The organism is Erwinia sp. E602 (genome assembly GCF_018141005.1).
Classification (GTDB): domain Bacteria; phylum Pseudomonadota; class Gammaproteobacteria; order Enterobacterales; family Enterobacteriaceae; genus Erwinia.
In genome coordinates this window covers 1532453-1551608 of the sequence record NZ_CP046582.1, presented here as the reverse complement: position 1 = coordinate 1551608, position 19156 = coordinate 1532453, and the positions used below count along the sequence as shown (strand labels likewise).

Below are 19156 nucleotides of genomic sequence, written 5' to 3'. Positions count from 1 at the left end.
CCCCCTCACTGCCGCGCCGGCGGCTGAATAAACGCGCTGAACTGTGGCGACATCCAGCTGGCAAACTGGTCGCCCTGCTTATAGATCAGATACACCGCCAGCTTCTCGCGCAGCGCCAGCGCCTTCGCCCGCTCGGTGCCCAGCACCATCAGCCCGGTGTCCCAGCCGTCCGCCTCCAGCGCGGTAGTGGCGATCACCGTCGCCGACACCAGCTTATGCTGAATCGGCTGGCCGGTGGCCGGGTCGATCACGTGCGAAATACGCCTGCCGTCCAGCTCATAATAGTTGCGATAACTGCCGGAGGTGCTGATGCCGTGCCCCTGCAGATCCACCACAGCCTGCACCGCGTTCTCCCGGTCAGTGGGCTTCTGAATCGCCACCTGCCAGCCGCGCCCCTGAGCAGGGGTCCCGCGCGTCAGCACCGCACCGCCCACCGACACCAGATAGTTATTGATCCCCTCCTGCTCCATCAGCCGCGCCAGATGATCGGTGGCAAAACCCTCGCCGACGGTAGAAAGGTCGACATACAGCTGGGGAAGATCCTTCTGCAGATAGGCCTGCCCGGCGCGGTTGATCACCTGCAGATGCTGCAGCCCGGTCAGCGCCTTCGCCGCCGCAATCTGCGCCGCATCCGGGATCTTCACCGGCTGCTTATCCGGCCCGAAGCCCCACAGATTGACCAGCGGCCCAACGGTAATATCCATCGCGCCCGCCGTCTGCTGGCCGATACGCAGCGCCACGGTCACGATATCCGCCATATTATTGCTTACCGGCCACGGCTCGCTGCCGCGATACTGATTAAACCGGGACAGCAGCGAATCGCTCTTCCACGTCGACAGCTCGCGGTCATCCGCATCAAGCTGCTGCTGCACCGCCTTTTGCAGCGCCTCGCGCCGCTGCGCATCCACCCCGGCCACGCTCACCCGCCAGAAGGTACCCATGGTTTTGCCTTCCAGCACCCAGGCTCGCTGAGCATCCTTCCCGGCCCCCTGCTCGCCACCACTATCACAGCCGCTCAACGCCGCAACCATCACCGCGACCATCACCGCTAACATCCATCTCATACGCATAACCACCACATCAACCCTAAACGCACCACCCCAAACGGGCAAAAAACACCACCATTCGTACCGAAGTTTGACAAACACCGATACTCACCTGTTCCAACCGGCAACGCGCCCCGGAACGCCCCTGCTGCAGAACCTGAAACACTGCGCAATTAACCACAGCCTCTCAAGAATCCGCCACACTGTGTCCCCCAATGCTCCTATCCATTCAATCAGAAACAACCCTCCTGCGCCCCCGATCGCCCAATCTGGTGCAACCTGCCCCATCACAGGGCGGCCACTCTGCCATAAACCGCCAACAACAGTTGTCGATCCGTGCGCTTGCACGCCACATTCCCCTGGCACGCTTCCTGCTTAATTAAACTATCGCCCCTCACCCAAGGCACCCAACCATGAACAACACCCACAAGCATAACAACGCCGCCAAAGAAAACCACGCCCGCAACCGCCTCTTGCGCTTCGCCCTCTTCACCCTCGGCGGCATGGGAATGGAAGGCACACCCCCGCCCAGCCCTGCGGACTCCCCGCTTAAATTTAAACCCTAGACGCAGCGCCCTAACCCCCAGCCCATCCCGAAGCCAATTATCAGGGAGGGCAGTGGGATGAGCCCGGAGCGGGGTAACCCGCGCAGGGTCGCCCGCTGACAGGCCCGAAACTCTCGATCCCACAGGCGACCAGCCCTGGCCCTTGCCTTAGCCTTAGCCCTTGCCTCAAGCCCTTCCCCCAGCCCACCCCAAAGCCGATTATCAGGGAGGGCAGTGGGATGAGCCCGGAGCGGGGTAACCCGCGCAGGGTCGCCCGCTGACAGGCCCGCCACTCTCGATCCCACAGGCGACCAGCCCTTGCCTTAGCCCTTGCCCTTGCCCTTGCCTCAAGCCCTTCCCCCAGCCCACCCCAAAGCCCGTCATCAGGGAGGGCAGTGGGATGAGCCCGGAGCGGGGTAACCCGCGCAGGGTCGCCCGCTGACAGGCCCGCCACTCTCGATCCCACAGGCGACCAGCCCTGGCCCTTGCCCTTGCCTTAGCCCTTGCCCTGGCCCCGAAACGTTTCACCCCCCGCCCCCAACAGGACATTTCACCGTCTATCCTTAAATTTCGACCTATATCCACATCAGACAATCTCGAGGCCACCGCATGGAATCTGCAACCGTATCCACCAGCTGGGGCGCCGAAACCCTCGCCCCAGACACCGTCTGGTTCCGCCTCTGGGCTCCCGGCCACGACCACATCACCCTGCAACTCAACGGCGAAAACAGCGACATGAACCCGGCCGCCGACGGCTGGTTCGAACTGCAGGTCAGCGGCGTCTCCCCCGGTGCGGAATACCGCTACCTGCTACCCGACGGCACAACCGTCCCGGACCCGGCCTCCCGCGCACAAAAGCACGACGTCAACGGCCCCTCCGTGGTAACCGACCCACACGGTTACAACTGGAAACACTCTGACTGGCGTGGCCGCCCGTGGCAGGAGATTGTCACCTACGAACTGCACATCGGCACCTTCACCCCTGAAGGCACCTTCCGCGCCGCCATCGAAAAACTGCCACACCTGGCCGACCTCGGCATCACCGCCATCGAACTCCTGCCGCTGTCGCAGTTCGGCGGCAACCGCGGCTGGGGTTACGACGGCGTCCTGCTCTACGCCCCGCACAGCGCCTACGGCACGCCGGATGACTTAAAAGCGCTGGTCGATGCCGCCCACGGCCACGGCATCTCGGTACTGCTGGATATCGTACTCAACCACTTTGGCCCGGAAGGCAACTACCTGCCGCTACTGGCCCCGGACTTCTTCGATAAACAGCGCCACACCCCCTGGGGAGCAGGCATCGCCTATCAGGCTGACGCCGCCCGCCGCTATATCGCCGAAGCCCCGCTCTACTGGCTGCGGGAGTACCGCCTCGACGGCCTGCGCTTCGACGCCATCGACCAGATCGAAGATGACTCGCAGCCGCATATCCTCGTGGAGATCGCCCGGCGCATCCGCGCGGAAATCACCGACCGGCCGATCCACCTGACCACCGAAGACTGCCGCAACATCATCGATCTGCACCCGCGCCACGCCGACGGCAGCGCGCCGCTGTTCACCGCCGAATGGAACGATGATTATCACAACGCCGTGCACGTGCTGGCCACCGATGAAACCCACGCCTACTACGAAGACTTCTCCCGCGAGCCGGAAGCCCAGCTGGCGCGATCGCTGGCCGAAGGCTTCGCTTATCAGGGCGAAGTCTCGCCGCAGAGCGGTGAAGCGCGCGGCGTGGACAGCCGCAGCCAGCCGCCGCTGGCCTTCGTCGATTTTATTCAGAATCACGATCAGGTGGGCAACCGCGCGCTGGGCGAACGGCTGTTAACGCTGGCCGGAGCGGAGCGTACCCGCGTGCTGCTGGCCGCGCTGCTGCTGTCGCCGCACAGCCCGCTGCTGTTTATGGGCGAAGAGTACGGCGAAACGCAGCCGTTCCTGTTCTTTACCGACTTCCACGGCGACCTGGCAGAGGCGGTGCGCAAAGGCCGGGCGAAGGAGTTTGCCGGCCACAGCGGCTACGCGGGCGAAGCGGTTCCCGACCCGAACGCGCAGCAAACCTTTGATGATTCGAAGCTGAACTGGCAGCAGGCGGACAGTGAAGACGGCCGCGCCTGGCTGGCCTTCACCCGCCGGCTGCTGCAGCTGCGCCATCAGCATATCGTGCCGCTGCTGGCGCAGGCTGGCGGCAACGCTGGCAAGGTGGTTACCACCGCAGCGGGCCTGGTGGCGGTCAGCTGGACGCTGCCGCAGGGCACGCTGTCGCTGGCCTTTAATATCGGTAAAAAGCCGCAGCCGCTGCCCGACCAGCCCGGTAAAACGATCTTCGCCTGGCCCGCTGGTGAAACCGCCAGCGGCAGTTCCGCTGCGCCAGAGCAGGCAGGAAAAGCCAGCGGCAGTTCCGCTGTGCCACAGCAGGCTGGAGAAGCGGCGCCGGCAGGCTCCAGGCCGGGCGGTGAGCTGCCGCCCAACAGCATCCTCGTGCGTTTGACAGCAGGGAAGAAAAAATGACCATTCCTACAGCCACTTACCGCATCCAGTTCCGCAACGGCATGACCTTTGACCGCGCGGCGGGCCTGGTGCCCTATATTAAACGGCTGGGCGCCAGCCACCTCTACGCCTCACCAGTCTTCACCGCGACCACCGACTCCACCCACGGCTACGACGTCACCGACGCCAACGAAATCGACCCGGCCATCGGCGGTCGTGAAGGCTTCGATCGCCTGGTTAAGGCGCTGAAGCAGGCCGGCCTGGGGCTGATTCTGGATATCGTCCCCAACCATATGGCCGCCTCGCTGGAGAACGCCTGGTGGCGCGACGTGATCGAACACGGCGCAGCCAGCCGCTACGCCGGCTACTTCGATATCGACTGGACGCAGCGCCTGACGCTGCCGTTTCTCGGCGACGATTTTGCCACGGTGCTGGAACAGGGCGACATCAGCGTCAAAGCCGATCCGCACAGCGGCCGCCCGGCGCTGGCTTATTTTGACAGTTTTTATCCGTTAACCCCGGCCAGCTGGCAGGGGCAGGAGGCGGCGGTGCTGGCGCTGACCGATAAGACGCAGATCGCCGCGTTGCACGATCGCCAGCCGTGGCGGCTGATGTCGTGGCGCGACGCCCCCGGTGAACTCTCCTACCGCCGCTTCTTCGAGATCACCGGGCTGGCCGGGGTGCGGGTGGAGGATCCTGCGGTATTTGCCGACAGCCACCGGCTGATCCTGGAGCTGGTGCACAGCGGCGCGGTGGACGGCCTGCGGGTCGATCACGTTGACGGGCTGGCCGATCCCAAAGGCTATCTGGAACAGCTGCGCGCGGCCGCCGGAGATGCTTGCTACATCACGGTTGAGAAGATCCTCAGCGCAGGCGAGCGGCTACCGGCGGACTGGCCGGTCTCCGGCACCACCGGCTACGAGTTTATTGAGGCGCTGGCCGACGTGCTGGTCGACGGTCAGCGCATTGACGCGCTGCGCGCCGCCTATCAGCAGCACGTCGGCCAGCCGCTGAAGATGGAGCAGGAGCTGCGGGCGGCGCGCGCGCTGATGGTCGATCGCAACTTTGCCGGCGAGTTCGCCACGCTGCTCAGCCTGGCCGTGGAAATCGCCGCGGCGGAAGGGGAAGCGCCGGACGATGACGCGATCCGCCACGCGCTGCGCGAGCTGCTGCTGGCCTTCCCGGTCTACCGCACCTACGGCACCGCTGCCGGGCTGCCGCAGGCTGACCAGGCGCTGCTGGCGGGCGTGGTGGAACAGGTCAGTCACGGCGCACACGCCGCCGACCCGCACGCGCTCGGCTTTATCGTGCGGCTGCTGCGCGGCGAAGCGGCCACCCGTGCCGAACGGGCGGACAGCTTCCGCACCCGCTTCCAGCAGCTCAGCGGCCCGCTGATGGCGAAATCGGTGGAGGACACGCTGTTCTTCCGCCACAGCATGAACCTGGCGCTGAACGAAGTGGGAGCCGAACCGCTGCCGCGCCGTTTCGATCCGCGGCAGTTTCATCAGGCGATGCGTGAACGTCTGCAGCAGCAGCCGGACGGCATCACCAGCACCTCGACCCACGATACCAAACGCGGCGAAGACGCCCGCGCCCGCCTGTACACGCTGAGTGAAGCCCCGGAAAGTTGGGCGGCGGCGGTGACGCGCTGGCAGCAGCTGAACCACAATGCGGTGCAACAGCTGGCCGATGGCCCGGCGCCGCGCCCGGCTGGCGAGTGGATGCTGTACCAGGCGCTGGCCGGGGTCTGGCCAGCGGAACTGCAGCCTGAAGATGCCGACGGGCTGCAGGCGCTGGAGGAGCGCTTCACCGCCTTCGTTGAAAAAGCGATGCGCGAAGCCAAGCTACGCACCGACTGGGCGGAGACCAACGACGCCTATGAACAGGCGGTGCTCGGCTACGCGCGGCAGTTGCTCAACCCGGCTAACCGGGCATTTCTGCAGGACTTTCACGCCACGCTGCAGCCGTTTATCCGCGCCGGGCTGCTGAACGGCCTGACGCAGACGGCGATCAAACTGACCGCGCCGGGCGTGCCGGATATCTACCAGGGCAGCGAAGGGCTGAACTTCAGCCTGGTCGACCCGGACAACCGCCGCGATCCGGACTTCAACCGGCTGCGACGGCAGCTGGAAGCCGGCCAGAAGCCGGATTCAATTTCGGCCGCTTTGCTGAACGGTCAGCTGAAACAACATACGGCAGACAACCAGCCCGACGCTATTCCGGCTGACCCGCTGAACGGCCAGCTGAAACAGCATGCGGCAGACAACCAGCCCGACGCCATCCCGGCCGCCTTGCTGAACGGCGAGCTGAAACAGCATGTGGTGGCTACGCTGCTGGCGCTGCGCAATGCTCACCCCGCCCTGTTCCGCCAGGGCGACTACCTGCCGCTGACCGTCGACGGGCCAGCGGCAGATCGCTGGCTGGCCTTTGCCCGCAGCGAGGGCGAAATCCGGCTAGTGGTGATTGTGCCGCGGCTGAGGCTGGACGATATCTACCGGGCTGAAGCCGGCGATACCCGTTGCGCTGATGCAGACGATGCGGCGCGGCCCGGCGCTGGCGATACCAGCTGGGCGGATACAGATGAGCTTAGCTGGGCCGGCGCCGGTGACACCAGCTGGGCGGATAAAGACGACCTGAACTGGGCCGGGGCGGGCGATAAGCGCTGGGACAGTGCAGAAAACGCAAACGGAGATCAACAGGCGGCAGGCGATGAAACAGCCGTTGCGGTTACCCGGCAGGCATCAGAAACACTCACTTTGCCGCCGCAACTGGCGCAGCGCCGCTATCAAAACGTGCTGACCGGCGAGACCAGCCAGCCGGGCAGCACGATTGCGCTGCCTGCCAGCGCAGAACCGGCCTTTATCGTGCTGGTGAGCCTTAACGGGAAGATTAAGTAATGACATTCGCTGGCTGAAAGAGCCTCCTTGTGATCCGACGCTGAGGCCTCCGGCGTTGAACACGGGACAGGGGCTTCGGGTTCAGCCAGCCTGTTGCTGTGTAGTGCTCGCGAATGGCTGACTCTCAGGAGTTAGCATTTTTATTCTGCTGTTAGCTGAAGTTCTGACCTTCTACGGAGAGAGTTATGTCACAGGGTACGCGTTTTGAAATTACAGCAGGACACGGGGAGCAGCTGGGTGCCAACTACGACGGCCAGGGCGTTAACTTCGCGCTGTTCTCCGCCTGCGCTGAGCGGGTGGAGCTGTGCCTGTTCGACCCCAGCGGCGAAAATGAGATTGCCCGGCTGGAACTGCCGGAGTATACCCACGAGGTGTGGCACGGCTACGTCCCTGGCCTCAAGCCCGGCACATTGTACGGCTATCGCGTTTACGGCCCCTACGATCCTGAAAACGGCCACCGCTTTAACCCTAACAAGCTGCTGCTTGATCCTTACGCCCGTGAACTGGCGGGTGACGTGCGCTGGAACGAGGCGCACTTCGCCTACGACCTGCACCACGAAGACAAAGACCTGACCTTTGATGAACGCGACAGCGCCCCCTTTACACCAAAATGCCGGGTCATCGATCCCAACGAATTTGACTGGCAGGATCACCAGCGGCCCAATATCGCCTGGCCGCAGGCGGTAGTCTATGAAACCCACGTCAAAGGCTTTACCCAGCTCAACCCGGCGCTGCCTCCTGCGCTGCGCGGCACCTATGACGGCATGGGCCACAAAGCCTCCGTCGACTACATCAAAAGCCTCGGCGTTACCTCGGTAGAGCTGCTGCCGGTGCACTGGTTCCCGGACGACCAGCACCTGCTGGATAAAGGGCTGAAAAATTTCTGGGGCTACAACAGCCTCGGCTTCTTCGCCCCGGCCAGCCGCTACTTTGGCCCGCGCGGCATCCAGGGCTTCCGCGATATGGTGCGCGCCTACCACGATGCCGGCATCGAGGTGATCCTCGACGTGGTCTACAACCACACCGCCGAAGGCAACGAACTGGGCCCGACCCTGTCGTTCAAAGGCATCGACAACTTCTCCTACTACCGTACCCTGCCCGACCAGCACCGCTACTACATCAACGACACCGGCACCGGCAACACCGTTAACACCTCGCACCCGCGGGTACTGCAGATGATTATGGACTCGCTGCGCTACTGGGCGGAATCGATGCACGTCGACGGCTTCCGCTTCGACCTCGGCACCATTCTCGGCCGCGAGCCGGAGGGCTTCGACCCGCGCGGCGGCTTCTTCGACGCCATGCGCCAGGACCCGCTGCTCTCGCGCCTTAAGCTGATCGGTGAACCCTGGGACATCGGCCCCGGCGGCTACCAGGTCGGCAGCTTCCCGCCGGGCTGGGCCGAATGGAACGACAAATACCGCGACACCGTCCGCGAATACTGGAAAGGCGATAACGTCACCACCGACTTCGCCGCCCGCCTGCTCGGCTCCGGCGACCTCTACGACCGCTTCGGCCGCCGGCCGTGGGCCAGCGTTAACTTTATCACCGCCCACGACGGCTTCACCCTCAACGACCTGGTCTCTTACAACGACAAACACAACGACGCCAACGGCGAAGACAACAACGACGGCCACAACGACAACCGCTCATACAACTATGGCGCAGAAGGCCCCACCGATGATGACAACATCGTCGCGGTACGCGAACGCCAGAAACGCAACTTCCTCGCCACCCTGTTCTTCTCCCACGGCACGCCGATGCTGCTGGCCGGCGATGAATCTGGCCGCAGCCAGCTCGGCAACAACAACGGCTACTGCCAGGACAGCGAACTCTCCTGGCTTCACTGGGACAACCTCCCCGCCAGCGCCGACGCCCTGCGCGACTTCACCCGCCACCTGATCGCGCTGCGCGCCGCCCAGCCGCTGCTGCGCCGCGAAAGCTGGCGTGACGGCCTTGACATCAAATGGTTCAACGCCGGCGGCGGCTTACAGCAGGACGAACAGTGGGATGAAGGCTCCACCATCGGCGTATACCTCGGCCGCGCCGACCTGCAGCCCGAGCCCGGCATCTGGCACGACGTGCTGATGCTCTTCAACCCCTTCGAAGGCAGCGTCCCCTTCCAGATCCCGCAGTTTGGCGAAGGCGGCTGGCTGCTCGAACTCTCCACCGGCGACCACACCCAACCCGGCCAGGCGATCACCAAAGAAAAAGACTTCGAACTGGAGGGCCGCAGCTTCGCACTGTTCCGCAGGCCATAAACACACTCACTCCCCCTCCCAGATAACGCCCAGCCATAACAGCCGTACATTATCAGGGAGGGCAGCGGGATGAGCCCGGAGCGGGGTAACCCGCGCAGGGTCGCCCGCATGACCGCCAGACACTCTCGATCAAACAGGCGACATGCCCTAAAAACCACAGCCAAAACAGCCATCAACAATCAGGGAGGGCAGCGGGATGAGCCCGAAGCGGGGTAACCCGCGGAGGGTCGCCCGCATGACCGCCAGACACTCTCGATCAAACAGGCGACATGCCCTAAAAACCACAGCCAAAACAGCCATCAACAATCAGGGAGGGCAGCGGGATGAGCCCGGAGCGGGGTAACCCGCGGAGGGTCGCCCGCTGACAGGCCCGACGCTCTCGATCCAGCAGGCGACATGCCCTAAAAAAAGCAGACGAAAAAAAACCGGGTTTCCCCGGTTTTCATCACATCAAACGCTGCAGCATCAGAACTGGTAAACCAGACCTACCGCTACCACATCGTCAGTATTCACACCGGCATCGCGGGTGAACTGACTCTCGTCCAGCAGGTTGATCTGATAATCAACATAGGTCGACATATTTTTGTTGAAGTAGTAAGTCGTACCCACATCAATGTATTTCTTCAGATTCTGCTTACCGTAACCCTCAACATCGGTACCACGAGAGTTAACAAACGCCAGCGACGGACGCAGACCGAAATCGAACTGATACTGAGCTACCAGCTCCCAGTTATCCGCCTTATCCGCGTAACCGTAAACATCGGCGCTGGTGCTGCTGCCGAAGCGGGTCGCATTGTAAGAACGGGTATACATTGCCGCCAGATAAACGTTGTTAGCGTCATACTTCAGACCACCGGTGTAAGCCGTGGCTTTATCACCGTGACCCAGCGCTGCCGGGCTGTTCTGATCGGTAGTACGGTCAGAAGAGAAGGTCGCCGCACCGATACCGAAGCCGGAACCGATGTCATAAGTGGTAGAAACACCCCAGCCGTCGCCGTTCTGACCCAGCACGTCACGGCCGTTATTCGACTCGGTGGCGCTGCTGTTCTTGCCCTGGTACTGCACGGCGAAGTTCCAGCCGTCAACCAGACCAAAGAAGTTGTTGTTACGGTAGGTCGCCATACCGTTACCACGGGAGAACATAAAGTTGTCCGCACCGTAGGTATCGCCACCGAACTCTGGCAGCACGTCGGTCCAGGCGCCAATATCGTAGGCCACGCCGTAGTTACGACCGTAGTCGAATGAACCGGCGTCGCCAAATTTCAGGCCGGCAAAACCAACACGCGTATAGCTGTTCGCGGTGCCCTGAGACTCAGCGCTGTTCAGCGCAGCCTGATACTCCCACTGGCCGTAACCGGTCAGCTCGCTGGAGATCTGGGTTTCGCCCTTAAAGCCAAAACGCAGGTAGGACTGATCGCCGTCGGTACCGTTGTCATCAGAGAAGTAGTGCAGGCCATCCACTTTACCGTTCAGGTCCAGTTTGTTGCCGTCTTTATTATAGATTTCTGCTGCGCCTGCGGAACCGGCTACCAGCAACGCTGGAACCATCAGAGAAAGAACGCGTAATTTCATTTCATTACCCTCTTGTTATCTGCTTATTTGCCACTGCGTGCTGAAGAGTAAAATTCAGCCTGAAATGTCATGTTAAGCCGTGGAGAGTAATTATCTATCGAGAAAATGATACTAATTTTCCAAAAGTGTTTCAAACATACTTACAAGTATTTCACTTTGTAATTTAAGCGGAACTTTTATGCAGCACAAATTGCAAAGTTATATAGCACTAATAATCAAAAAATAACAATACTCTTATTTTTCAGCAGATTAATCCTAATCATCAACCAGCGCACTGAATGGTAAAATTTTTTCGCGATCTGCCCTTATAATTACTCTGCTATCATCATTTTATTGAGCATTACCTTCATTCACCCCGAATGATTTGTTTTACCCCAGATTCCTGCCGAACCTCGTGTTCGGCTTTTTTTTTGCCGTTTTTTGCAGCATTGTCAACTCAGGTAAAGTTACCCCAGCTGAAAAAATTAAGCATGACTATTTCTGCACAATGTTATTCACCGCACGGATAAATCCGGCAGCAAATAGCGCCATCTTTACCACTTAATTATTACGGTTAAAAAATGGGTTACGGCCAAATTCCCTCGCGCACCTCTTGCGTCGCTTAACGGGATCGCCGCGGCGAAATGCTTCACTCCCCGCCACGCCGCCGACGGCGGCAGACAACCGCCAGCCACCCTCCTGCCCGGCTGTACACTCTGCCCGCATTTCGCCAGGAGTACTCTGGAAATTCTTAATAAGACGACGATTCCGATTAACAGCCCCCCACTTTCGGGTTATTACTTTGCCGCGCACCGGCAGTGGCTGAACGCAGGCCGCAGCGAGCCGATAAACACGCACTGGTGGGTGGTTTAGCTTCTTTAGCACATGTAAATGTGGTAAAAATCTGGGCTGAATTGGGACAGGCAGAACGGATAAAAATGACCACACTGGATGTACACATTACCGATAAGTCTGCGCGACTGACGCAACGCGCCACGCGCGTCGCCTTTCTCATCGCCGGTATCGGCATGGCCGCCTGGGCACCGCTGGTTCCTTATGCCAAAGATCGTGCCGCGCTCAGCGACGCCTCCTTTGGTACCTTACTGCTGTTTCTCGGCCTCGGATCGATGCTGGCGATGCCGCTGGCCGGGAGCCTTGTCAGCCGCCTCGGCTGCAGGCGGGTGATTACCGCCGGCAGCGCGCTGTTACTGTTGATGCTGCCGCTGCTGGCGGTGCTCTCATCGGCCCTTAGCCTCGGTGCCGCGCTGATGGTGTTCGGCGCGGCGATGGGCCTGGTCGACGTGGCGATGAATATTCAGGCGGTAGAGGTCGAAAAGCGCTCCGCGAAGGCGATGATGTCCGGCTTTCACGGTTTCTTCAGCATCGGCGGTATCGTCGGTGCGGGTCTGGTCAGCGCGCTGCTGGCGCTGGGCATGTCGCCGCTGCCCGCCGTGCTGACGATCGACCTGCTGCTGATAGTGCTGTGGTTCTGCAGCCAGCGCTATTTTCTTAACCGGCCGCTGCACCAGCCGGATGCGCCACTGTTTGTGGTGCCGCGCGGCTGGGTACTGTTCCTCGGAATTCTGTGCTTCATTCTGTTCCTGGCCGAAGGCTCGATCCTCGACTGGGGCGCGCTGTTCCTTACCCAGCATCGCGAGATGCCAACCGCTCAGGCCGGGCTGGGCTATGCGGTGTTCTCGGTGGCGATGACCATCGGCCGGCTGTGCGGCGACCGTATCGTTCACGCCTGTGGCCGCACGGCAACGCTGTTTGTCGGCTCACTGTGCGCGGCGCTGGGCATGCTGCTGGTGGTTGCGGTGCCCGCCGCCTGGGTCTCGCTGCTCGGCTTCCTGCTGGTCGGCTTTGGCGCCTCCAATACCGTGCCGATTATGTTCAGCGCGGCAGGGAACCAGACCGTGATGCCGGTTAATCTGGCGATCTCGTCAATGACCACCATCGGCTACGCCGGGATCCTGGCGGGTCCGGCGCTGGTCGGCTTTATCGCCCAGTGGTCCAGCCTGTCGGTGGCGTTCAGCCTGATCGCCGCGCTGCTGCTGCTGGTTGCCGCCAGTTCACGCAAGATTACCAGCTGACCGGGGAAAATGACGCATGCTGCCCAATAAGTTTCCCGTGACCGCCGGCAACGTCTCGCGCTTCTTTATGCTGTTTACGCTGGTGCTGCTGCTGGCCAGCGGTTTTATGATCGCCAACGCGGTCAACGCCACGCTGACCGCCCAACGCGATGTACTGTCCGATATCACCCACAGTATGCAAAAGCGCATCGACGCCTACCGCTTTGCCACCTGGCAGCTGTATGAAAATCTCGCCGCCACCGCCACCGGCAGCACCGCCGCCACCCTGCAGGAGACCCGCCTGCGGCCGGACGTCTACGCGCTGGAAAAAACCCGGCGTAAAACCGAGGCGCTGATCTTCGGCTCCCACGACAGCAGCACGCTGGAAATGACGCAGAGGATGTCCGGTTATCTGGACCAGCTGTGGGGGGCGGAAAACAGCACCTGGTCGATGTACTTTCTTAACGGCCAGGACAACAGCCTGATCCTTATCTCAACGCTGCCGTTGAAAGAGATGGCCACACAGACCAAAGACAGCGCCATCAGCAATATTGCCGAAGCGCGCCGCGCGGAGATGCTGCAGCAGGCTAACGCGCTGGACGAGCGTGAGAGTTTCTCGCCGCTGCGCCGTTTCAGCTGGCAGAACGCGCCCTATTTCACCCTGCGTACCACCTTCAACCAGCCGGGACACCTGGCGACCGTGGTCGCTTTCGATCTGCCGGTCAATGACATTATTCCCCCGGCGATGCCGCTGGACAACTTCCAGCTGCGCCAGGACACCACCCCGGTGGCCGAAGGCAGCGACGGCCAGCAGAACAGCGCCAGCACCCGCGTCAGCTGGGTGAGTCCGTTCGTCGAGATTACTGCCCCGCTCTCCAGTACCTCGCTGCAGCTGGTGTACCGCATTCCGGTCACCGGGCTGGCGCTGGAGACGGTGCGCAACCTGATCTGGCCGCTGCTGGCCAACCTGGCCCTGCTGCTGATGTCGGTCGCCGCCCTGCTGCTGCTGCGCCAGCAGTCGCTGCGCCCCAGCGAAAACCAGAGCGCGGAGCTGGACGCGCTGCGCATGCTTAATGAGGAGATCGTGGCGACGCTGCCGGTGGGGCTGCTGGTGTATGATTTTGCCAATAACCGCACCCTGCTGAGCAATAAAATTGCCGAGCACCTGCTGCCGCATCTTAACCTGCAGAAAATCATCAATATGTCCGATCAGCACCAGGGCATTCTGCAGGCGACGGTGAATAATGAAGTGTATGAAATTCGCCACCTGCGCAGCGCCATCTCGCCGCATACGCAGCTGTTTATGATGCGCGATCAGGATCGTGAGCTGCTGGTGAATAAAAAACTACAGCGGGCGCAGCAGGTGCTGGAGAAAAATCACCAGACGCGTCAGCAGCTGTTACAGAACCTGGGCTTTGCCCTGCAGCGCCCGTTACAGTCGCTGAACGGTGACCTGCAGACGCTGGCCGCCGGGCACGACGCCGCGCTGGCGGAGCGAACGCTTGCCGCCTCACAGGCGCTGAGCCAGCTGGTGGATGACATCGTGCTGCTGAACCAGCTGGAGACGCTGGACTGGGCGCCTAACCCTGCCGCCTTCAGCCCGCGGGCGCTGCTGGATGAGCTGGCGCTGGCGGTCCTGCCGGCGACGCAGCGCAAAGGACTGACCCTGCTGGTCGCCAGCCAGCTGGATGCCGAGCAGCTGCGTTATGGCGATCGGCAGGCGTTAGGCAAGATCCTCTCGACGCTGCTTGACTATGCGGTGACCACCACCGACTGGGGGCGCATCAGCCTGACCCTGGACGCGCCGGGCGATCGGCCCGACCTGCTGACCTTTGAGGTAGTTGATACCGGCAGCGGGCTGCGCGCCGATGAGATCGACAACGCCGATTTCCCATTCCTCGGCGAGACCCAGGCCGACCGCTACGGTCAGGCGTCGGGGATGGCCTTCTTCCTGTGTAAACAACTGTGCAAACAGCTCGGCGGCCGCTTTGAGGTGCAGGCCACGCCGCAGATCGGCTCGCGCTATAAAATTCAGCTGCCGCTGCCGGCGGCGCCCGCGCCGGAACAGGAAGAGCCGCTGCTGGAAGGCGTTAACGCGCTGATTGATATTACCGTTGATGATGTGCGTAAAATCGTGGTACATCAACTGTCTGCCTGGGGCGCTAACTGCATCACGCCGGATGAGCGTTTCTCAGGTCAGGAACATGATGTTCTGGTGACGGATGACCCGACGCGGCTGACCCGCTGGTCGCTGCTGCTCACCGACGATCAACCCGGCTACACCCGGCTGGCCGACGGCCAGTATCGGGTTAATTTCAACATCAGCAGCGCGATGCAGGATGCTCTGCTGCTGTTGATAGAACAGCAACTGGCCGAAGAGGAGCAGGCTGAGCTGCAGGGTGAACAGCCTGATATCGCTCAGCTTGTCGCCAGTGGCTATTTCCAGCTGTTCGTGGATACAGTACCCGATGATGTCATCAGGTTGTATAATGAGGCAGCAAACCAGGATTACGGTGCGCTGGCTCAAACGGCACATCGGCTAAAAGGTGTGTTTGCCATGTTAAATTTGCTACCCGGCAAGCAGCTTTGTGAATCGCTGGAACAGCACATTGAACAATGCAGCGATTCAAACATTAAAAATACCACCAGTGAAATTGACACTTACGTCAATGACCTGCTGCAGCAAGGTAACCCATAAGATGAATAACATGAACGTAATCATTGCCGACGACCATCCTATTGTCCTGTTCGGCATTCGCAAGTCACTCGAGCAGATCGAGTGGGTTAACGTTGTCGGCGAGTTTGAAGATTCTACGGCGTTGATTAACAGCCTGTCGAAACTTGATGCTCACGTGTTGATCACCGACCTGTCAATGCCGGGTGAAAAGTACGGTGACGGCATTACGCTGATCAAGTACATCAAACGCCACTATCCGGACCTGTCGATCATTGTTCTGACCATGAACAACAATCCGGCGATCCTCAGCGCAGTGCTGGATCTGGATATTGAAGGGATCGTACTGAAACAGGGTGCGCCAACCGACCTGCCTAAAGCGCTGGCCGCCCTGCAGAAAGGCAAGAAGTACACCCCGGACAGCGTGGCAAAACTGCTGGAGAAAATCAGCGCCGGTGGCTACGGCGACAAACGCCTGTCGCCGAAAGAGAGTGAAGTGCTGCGCCTGTTCGCCGAAGGCTTCCTGGTGACCGAGATTGCCCGCAAGCTGAACCGCAGCATTAAAACCATCAGCAGCCAGAAGAAGTCGGCGATGATGAAGCTGGGCGTCGATAACGATATCGCCCTGCTGAACTACCTCTCCTCGGTCAGCATGACGCCGGTCGACAAAGACTAACCGGGCAGGCCGCCTGACGGTGGCCCAGGGGGCGGGCGTGATGCAGCCCCCCGGCCCTTATCACCGCCCGTTAACCCCGCGCTTTCCGCACACTCGCAGCATAAAACTTCAGCGACTGCTGCAGCGTCTCCATGGTCACCGGTTTCGACAGACAGTTGTCCATGCCGGCGTCCAGACAGCGCTGCTTCTCTTCCGCCAGCGCGTTAGCCGTCACCCCCAGTACCGGGAAGGTGCGCCCCTGTTCGCGCAGGCAGCGGGTCAGGCGATAGCCGTCCATCTTCGGCATATTGACGTCGGTCAGCACGATATCTATCTCGTTGCGGCTCAGCACGCTTAGCGCGTCTTCGCCGTCCTGGGCGGTTTTCACCCGATAACCGAGCGAACCGAGCTGATCGGACAACAGCATACGGTTGATCGGATGGTCGTCGACCACCAGGATCAGAATATCGTCATTGTCAGCATCCCCGCGCGCGTCAGCCACGCTGACCGTATAAGGCGACGGCAGCGCCAGCGCCAGACGCCAGATCCGCGCCAGCAGCGCGGGCAGCTCATGGGGGGTGATGGTGCCGTAAACCCAGCGGCCGGGGCTCTGCTCCAGCGGGCCATCGTTGTGGCGGCCGTCAAAGCGTACCACCGCACGCACCGGGTGCGACGGCTCCAGCTCATAGTCGCAGACCACCACGTCATCCGCCTCCCCTTCCCCTGCGTAGAGTGCCACCTGCAGCCCCTGCTGCTGCAGCAGCGCGCTGAGGAAGTCGGCCAGCACCTGGTTACGCAGCGCCAGCCAGCAGCGTTTGCCCTGCAGCCCTTCCTGGCGCTCGGCCAACGGCGGATTGCTGCGATAAAGCGGGATGCGGATAATAAACTCGCTGCCCATCCCCGGTTCGGAATCAACCTCGATATCACCGTCCATCATGCTGGTCAGTTTTTCGCAGATCGCCAGTCCAAGACCGGTGCCCTGGAAGTGGCGCTGCACGCCGCTGCCCACCTGGAAGAAGGGATCGAACAGCCGGGTCAGCTCTTTCGCCGGGATGCCGACGCCGGTATCGCGCACGCGGAACGCCAGATAGCCGTCGCGCAGGTAAACGTGCAGGGTAATGCCGCCGGTATGGGTAAATTTGATGGCGTTATTAAGCAGGTTGGAGATCACCTGCTGCAGGCGCATCGGGTCACCGTTAAGCGACTGCGGGACGTCGCTGTCGATATAGCACCACAGCGTCAGCCGCTTCTTCACCACCATCGCCAGATAGTTGGCGGTGATGTGCGCCACCACTTCACGCGGCGAGAATTCGGCCGGCTCAATTTTCAGCTGCTCCGATTCGATTTTCGAGAAATCGAGGATATCGCTGATGATTTTCAGCAGCAGGCTGGAGGAGTTGTTCATCGCGGTGACCAGCGAATCGACCCCCGGCGGCAGCGATTTGGTCTGCAGCAGGTCAAGGTTACCGATAATGCCGTACAGCGGCGTGCGCAGTTCGTGGCTGACGGTGGCAAGGAACATCGATTTTGACTGGCTGGCCTGTTCGGCCGCCTGCGCCATCTCCTGCAGCGACTCCTCCATCTTGACGCGGGCGCTGACGTCCACCAGCACGCAGATCGCCACGTTCTCATTGCGATAGCGCGAATGCACAAAGCTGATCTGCAGGTTGGTATTGCTGCCGGTCAGCACGTCGACAAAGTTCACCTGCTGGCCGCAGATAATTTCGGTCAGCCGCTGGCGGTCTTCCTGGGTCAGCAGGGTGAGATAGTTGTGCGCCAGTTCGTTACTGAGGATGTTGGTGCCGTCGCTGGTGCGCAGAATACAGATGCCCACCGGCGCGGAGGCGACGATTTTACGGTTGAACTGCTCGTGCTCCTCCAGCCGGTAGGCGTTATCCTCGGCGGGCAGGAACATGCGCCGTTCAAACAGCCAGGCGAGGGTAAACAGGATCAGCGCGCTGAACAGGTTGAGCAGCAGCGCGTTGATGATCATGATTTTCAGCCGCTCAATAATCACCTCGGTCGACACCGAATAGACCACGCTGAGCGAGGACGGTAACAGCTTTTTCTTTAAAATCAGCTGATCGTAGCCCGCCACGTAGCCAAACCAGGCGTCGCTGTCCGGCAGGTCGTCCGCGCCGAAGCCGGGGCCGCTGCGCGCCGATGACAGCACCCGCTGATTGTTCTGATCGACCAGCGTCACCGTGACCGGCAGGCTGCCGGCGGTGATAAAGTCATCCATGCGGATGCTCTGTTCAATGCCGAGCAGCGCGGCCACCTTGTTGGCCACGTAAACCGGCATCAGCATATAGTAGTAGCCGTTGCCCGGCTGGCTGCCCGGCGCCACCCAGTAGACGCTGCTCTGCCGCTCCTCGTCATTGCCGTTGCGGTACTTGAGGATGCGATCCTGCAGCAACTTCAGCGCGCTTTGCCGGTCGACCGAAGCGCTGCCGACGCCGAAATCGGCCAGGCACTGGCTCTCGCCGCCGACAAAAAACACCCGGTTGAGATCGTAGGCAGCGGCAAAATTCTCTTTCCAGTAGTGCAGGAAATAGCTCAGCGACTGCAGGGAGTTGCTCCAGGTGCTGCTCATCGCGCTGCAGTCGGAGTCGGCGTACAGCGGATAGAACTGCGGCGCGGTGCCCTTGCCGGGAAACACGCCGTTGAGCACGTCCAGCCCGCTGGTCGAGGCGTTAAGGCGGTTTTCCGCAATAAACTGCAGCTCACGGGTTACGTCCGCCAGGTGGCGGACGTACCACTGGGCCTGGTCGTAGCTGTTGTTGAACTCCTGGCGTACCTGGGACTCTTTTTCGTGCAGCACGTTAATGATGTAAAAGGTGGTTAACAGCGCGCCCAGCGTCCACAGCATCAGCGCCAGCGCGCGAAACAGGTAGCGGGAAATCCTTAACGTTGTTCGAAAAGAGACCGGATATTTCAAGGGAGGAGCCTGGTGACAGCCATAGTGGCCGAA

At 61.2% G+C, this 19156-nt stretch carries 10 protein-coding genes; 7 read left to right on the top strand and 3 right to left on the bottom strand.

Going from position 1 to position 19156, the window contains the following annotated elements; all coding sequences use genetic code 11:
* Nucleotides 1-5: 5 nt before the first annotated feature.
* A complete protein-coding gene (apbE, locus tag GKQ23_RS08515) occupies nt 6-1070 on the bottom strand; it encodes an FAD:protein FMN transferase ApbE (RefSeq protein WP_212410287.1) in 1065 nt (354 codons plus the stop codon).
* A 389-nt stretch (nt 1071-1459) separates the two neighbouring features.
* On the opposite strand from apbE, the gene GKQ23_RS08510 reads away from it, so the two are divergent.
* The 4 genes from GKQ23_RS08510 to glgX all read left to right on the top strand — a co-directional run bounded on the left by GKQ23_RS08510 (nt 1460) and on the right by glgX (nt 9233).
* The gene (locus GKQ23_RS08510; protein WP_212410286.1) at nt 1460-1612 is read left to right on the top strand and encodes a hypothetical protein; all 153 of its coding nucleotides are present in this window, start codon (nt 1460-1462) and stop codon (nt 1610-1612) included.
* Nucleotides 1613-2200: 588 nt separating this feature from the next.
* Nucleotides 2201-4096, top strand: coding sequence for a malto-oligosyltrehalose trehalohydrolase (gene treZ, locus GKQ23_RS08505; protein WP_212410285.1), 1896 nt, complete (start codon nt 2201-2203; stop codon nt 4094-4096).
* Nucleotides 4093-6972, top strand: a complete 2880-nt coding sequence (gene treY, locus GKQ23_RS08500) for a malto-oligosyltrehalose synthase (RefSeq protein ID WP_212410284.1) — start codon at nt 4093-4095, stop codon at nt 6970-6972. Before treZ ends, treY begins: the two co-directional genes overlap by 4 nt.
* Nucleotides 6973-7157: 185 nt before the next feature.
* Entirely contained in the window at nt 7158-9233 is a 2076-nt protein-coding gene (glgX, locus tag GKQ23_RS08495; protein ID WP_212410283.1) for a glycogen debranching protein GlgX, read from the top strand.
* A gap of 465 nt (nt 9234-9698) precedes the next feature.
* Here glgX and ompC read toward each other — a convergent pair whose 3' ends face one another.
* Nucleotides 9699-10805 (bottom strand): porin OmpC, encoded by a 1107-nt coding sequence (gene ompC, locus GKQ23_RS08490; protein WP_212410282.1) that lies wholly within the window; start codon nt 10803-10805, stop codon nt 9699-9701.
* Nucleotides 10806-11722: 917 nt separating this feature from the next.
* Here ompC and GKQ23_RS08485 point away from each other — a divergent pair.
* Genes GKQ23_RS08485 through rcsB form a run of 3 tightly spaced genes read left to right on the top strand, consistent with a single transcriptional unit; the run spans nt 11723 to nt 16206 of the window.
* A complete protein-coding gene (locus tag GKQ23_RS08485) occupies nt 11723-12877 on the top strand; it encodes an MFS transporter (protein ID WP_212410281.1) in 1155 nt (384 codons plus the stop codon).
* 16 nt (nt 12878-12893) lie between these two features.
* On the top strand, nt 12894-15554 hold the full coding sequence (gene rcsD, locus GKQ23_RS08480) for a phosphotransferase RcsD (protein WP_212410280.1): 2661 nt from the start codon (nt 12894-12896) through the stop codon (nt 15552-15554).
* A gap of 1 nt (nt 15555) precedes the next feature.
* Entirely contained in the window at nt 15556-16206 is a 651-nt protein-coding gene (gene rcsB, locus GKQ23_RS08475) for a response regulator transcription factor RcsB (protein ID WP_056239598.1), read from the top strand.
* Between the two features lie 70 nt (nt 16207-16276).
* Here the strand turns inward: rcsB and rcsC are convergent, their stop codons facing one another.
* The gene (gene rcsC / locus GKQ23_RS08470) at nt 16277-19123 is read right to left on the bottom strand and encodes a two-component system sensor histidine kinase RcsC (RefSeq protein WP_212410279.1); all 2847 of its coding nucleotides are present in this window, start codon (nt 19121-19123) and stop codon (nt 16277-16279) included.
* Between the last annotated feature and the right edge of the window lie 33 nt (nt 19124-19156).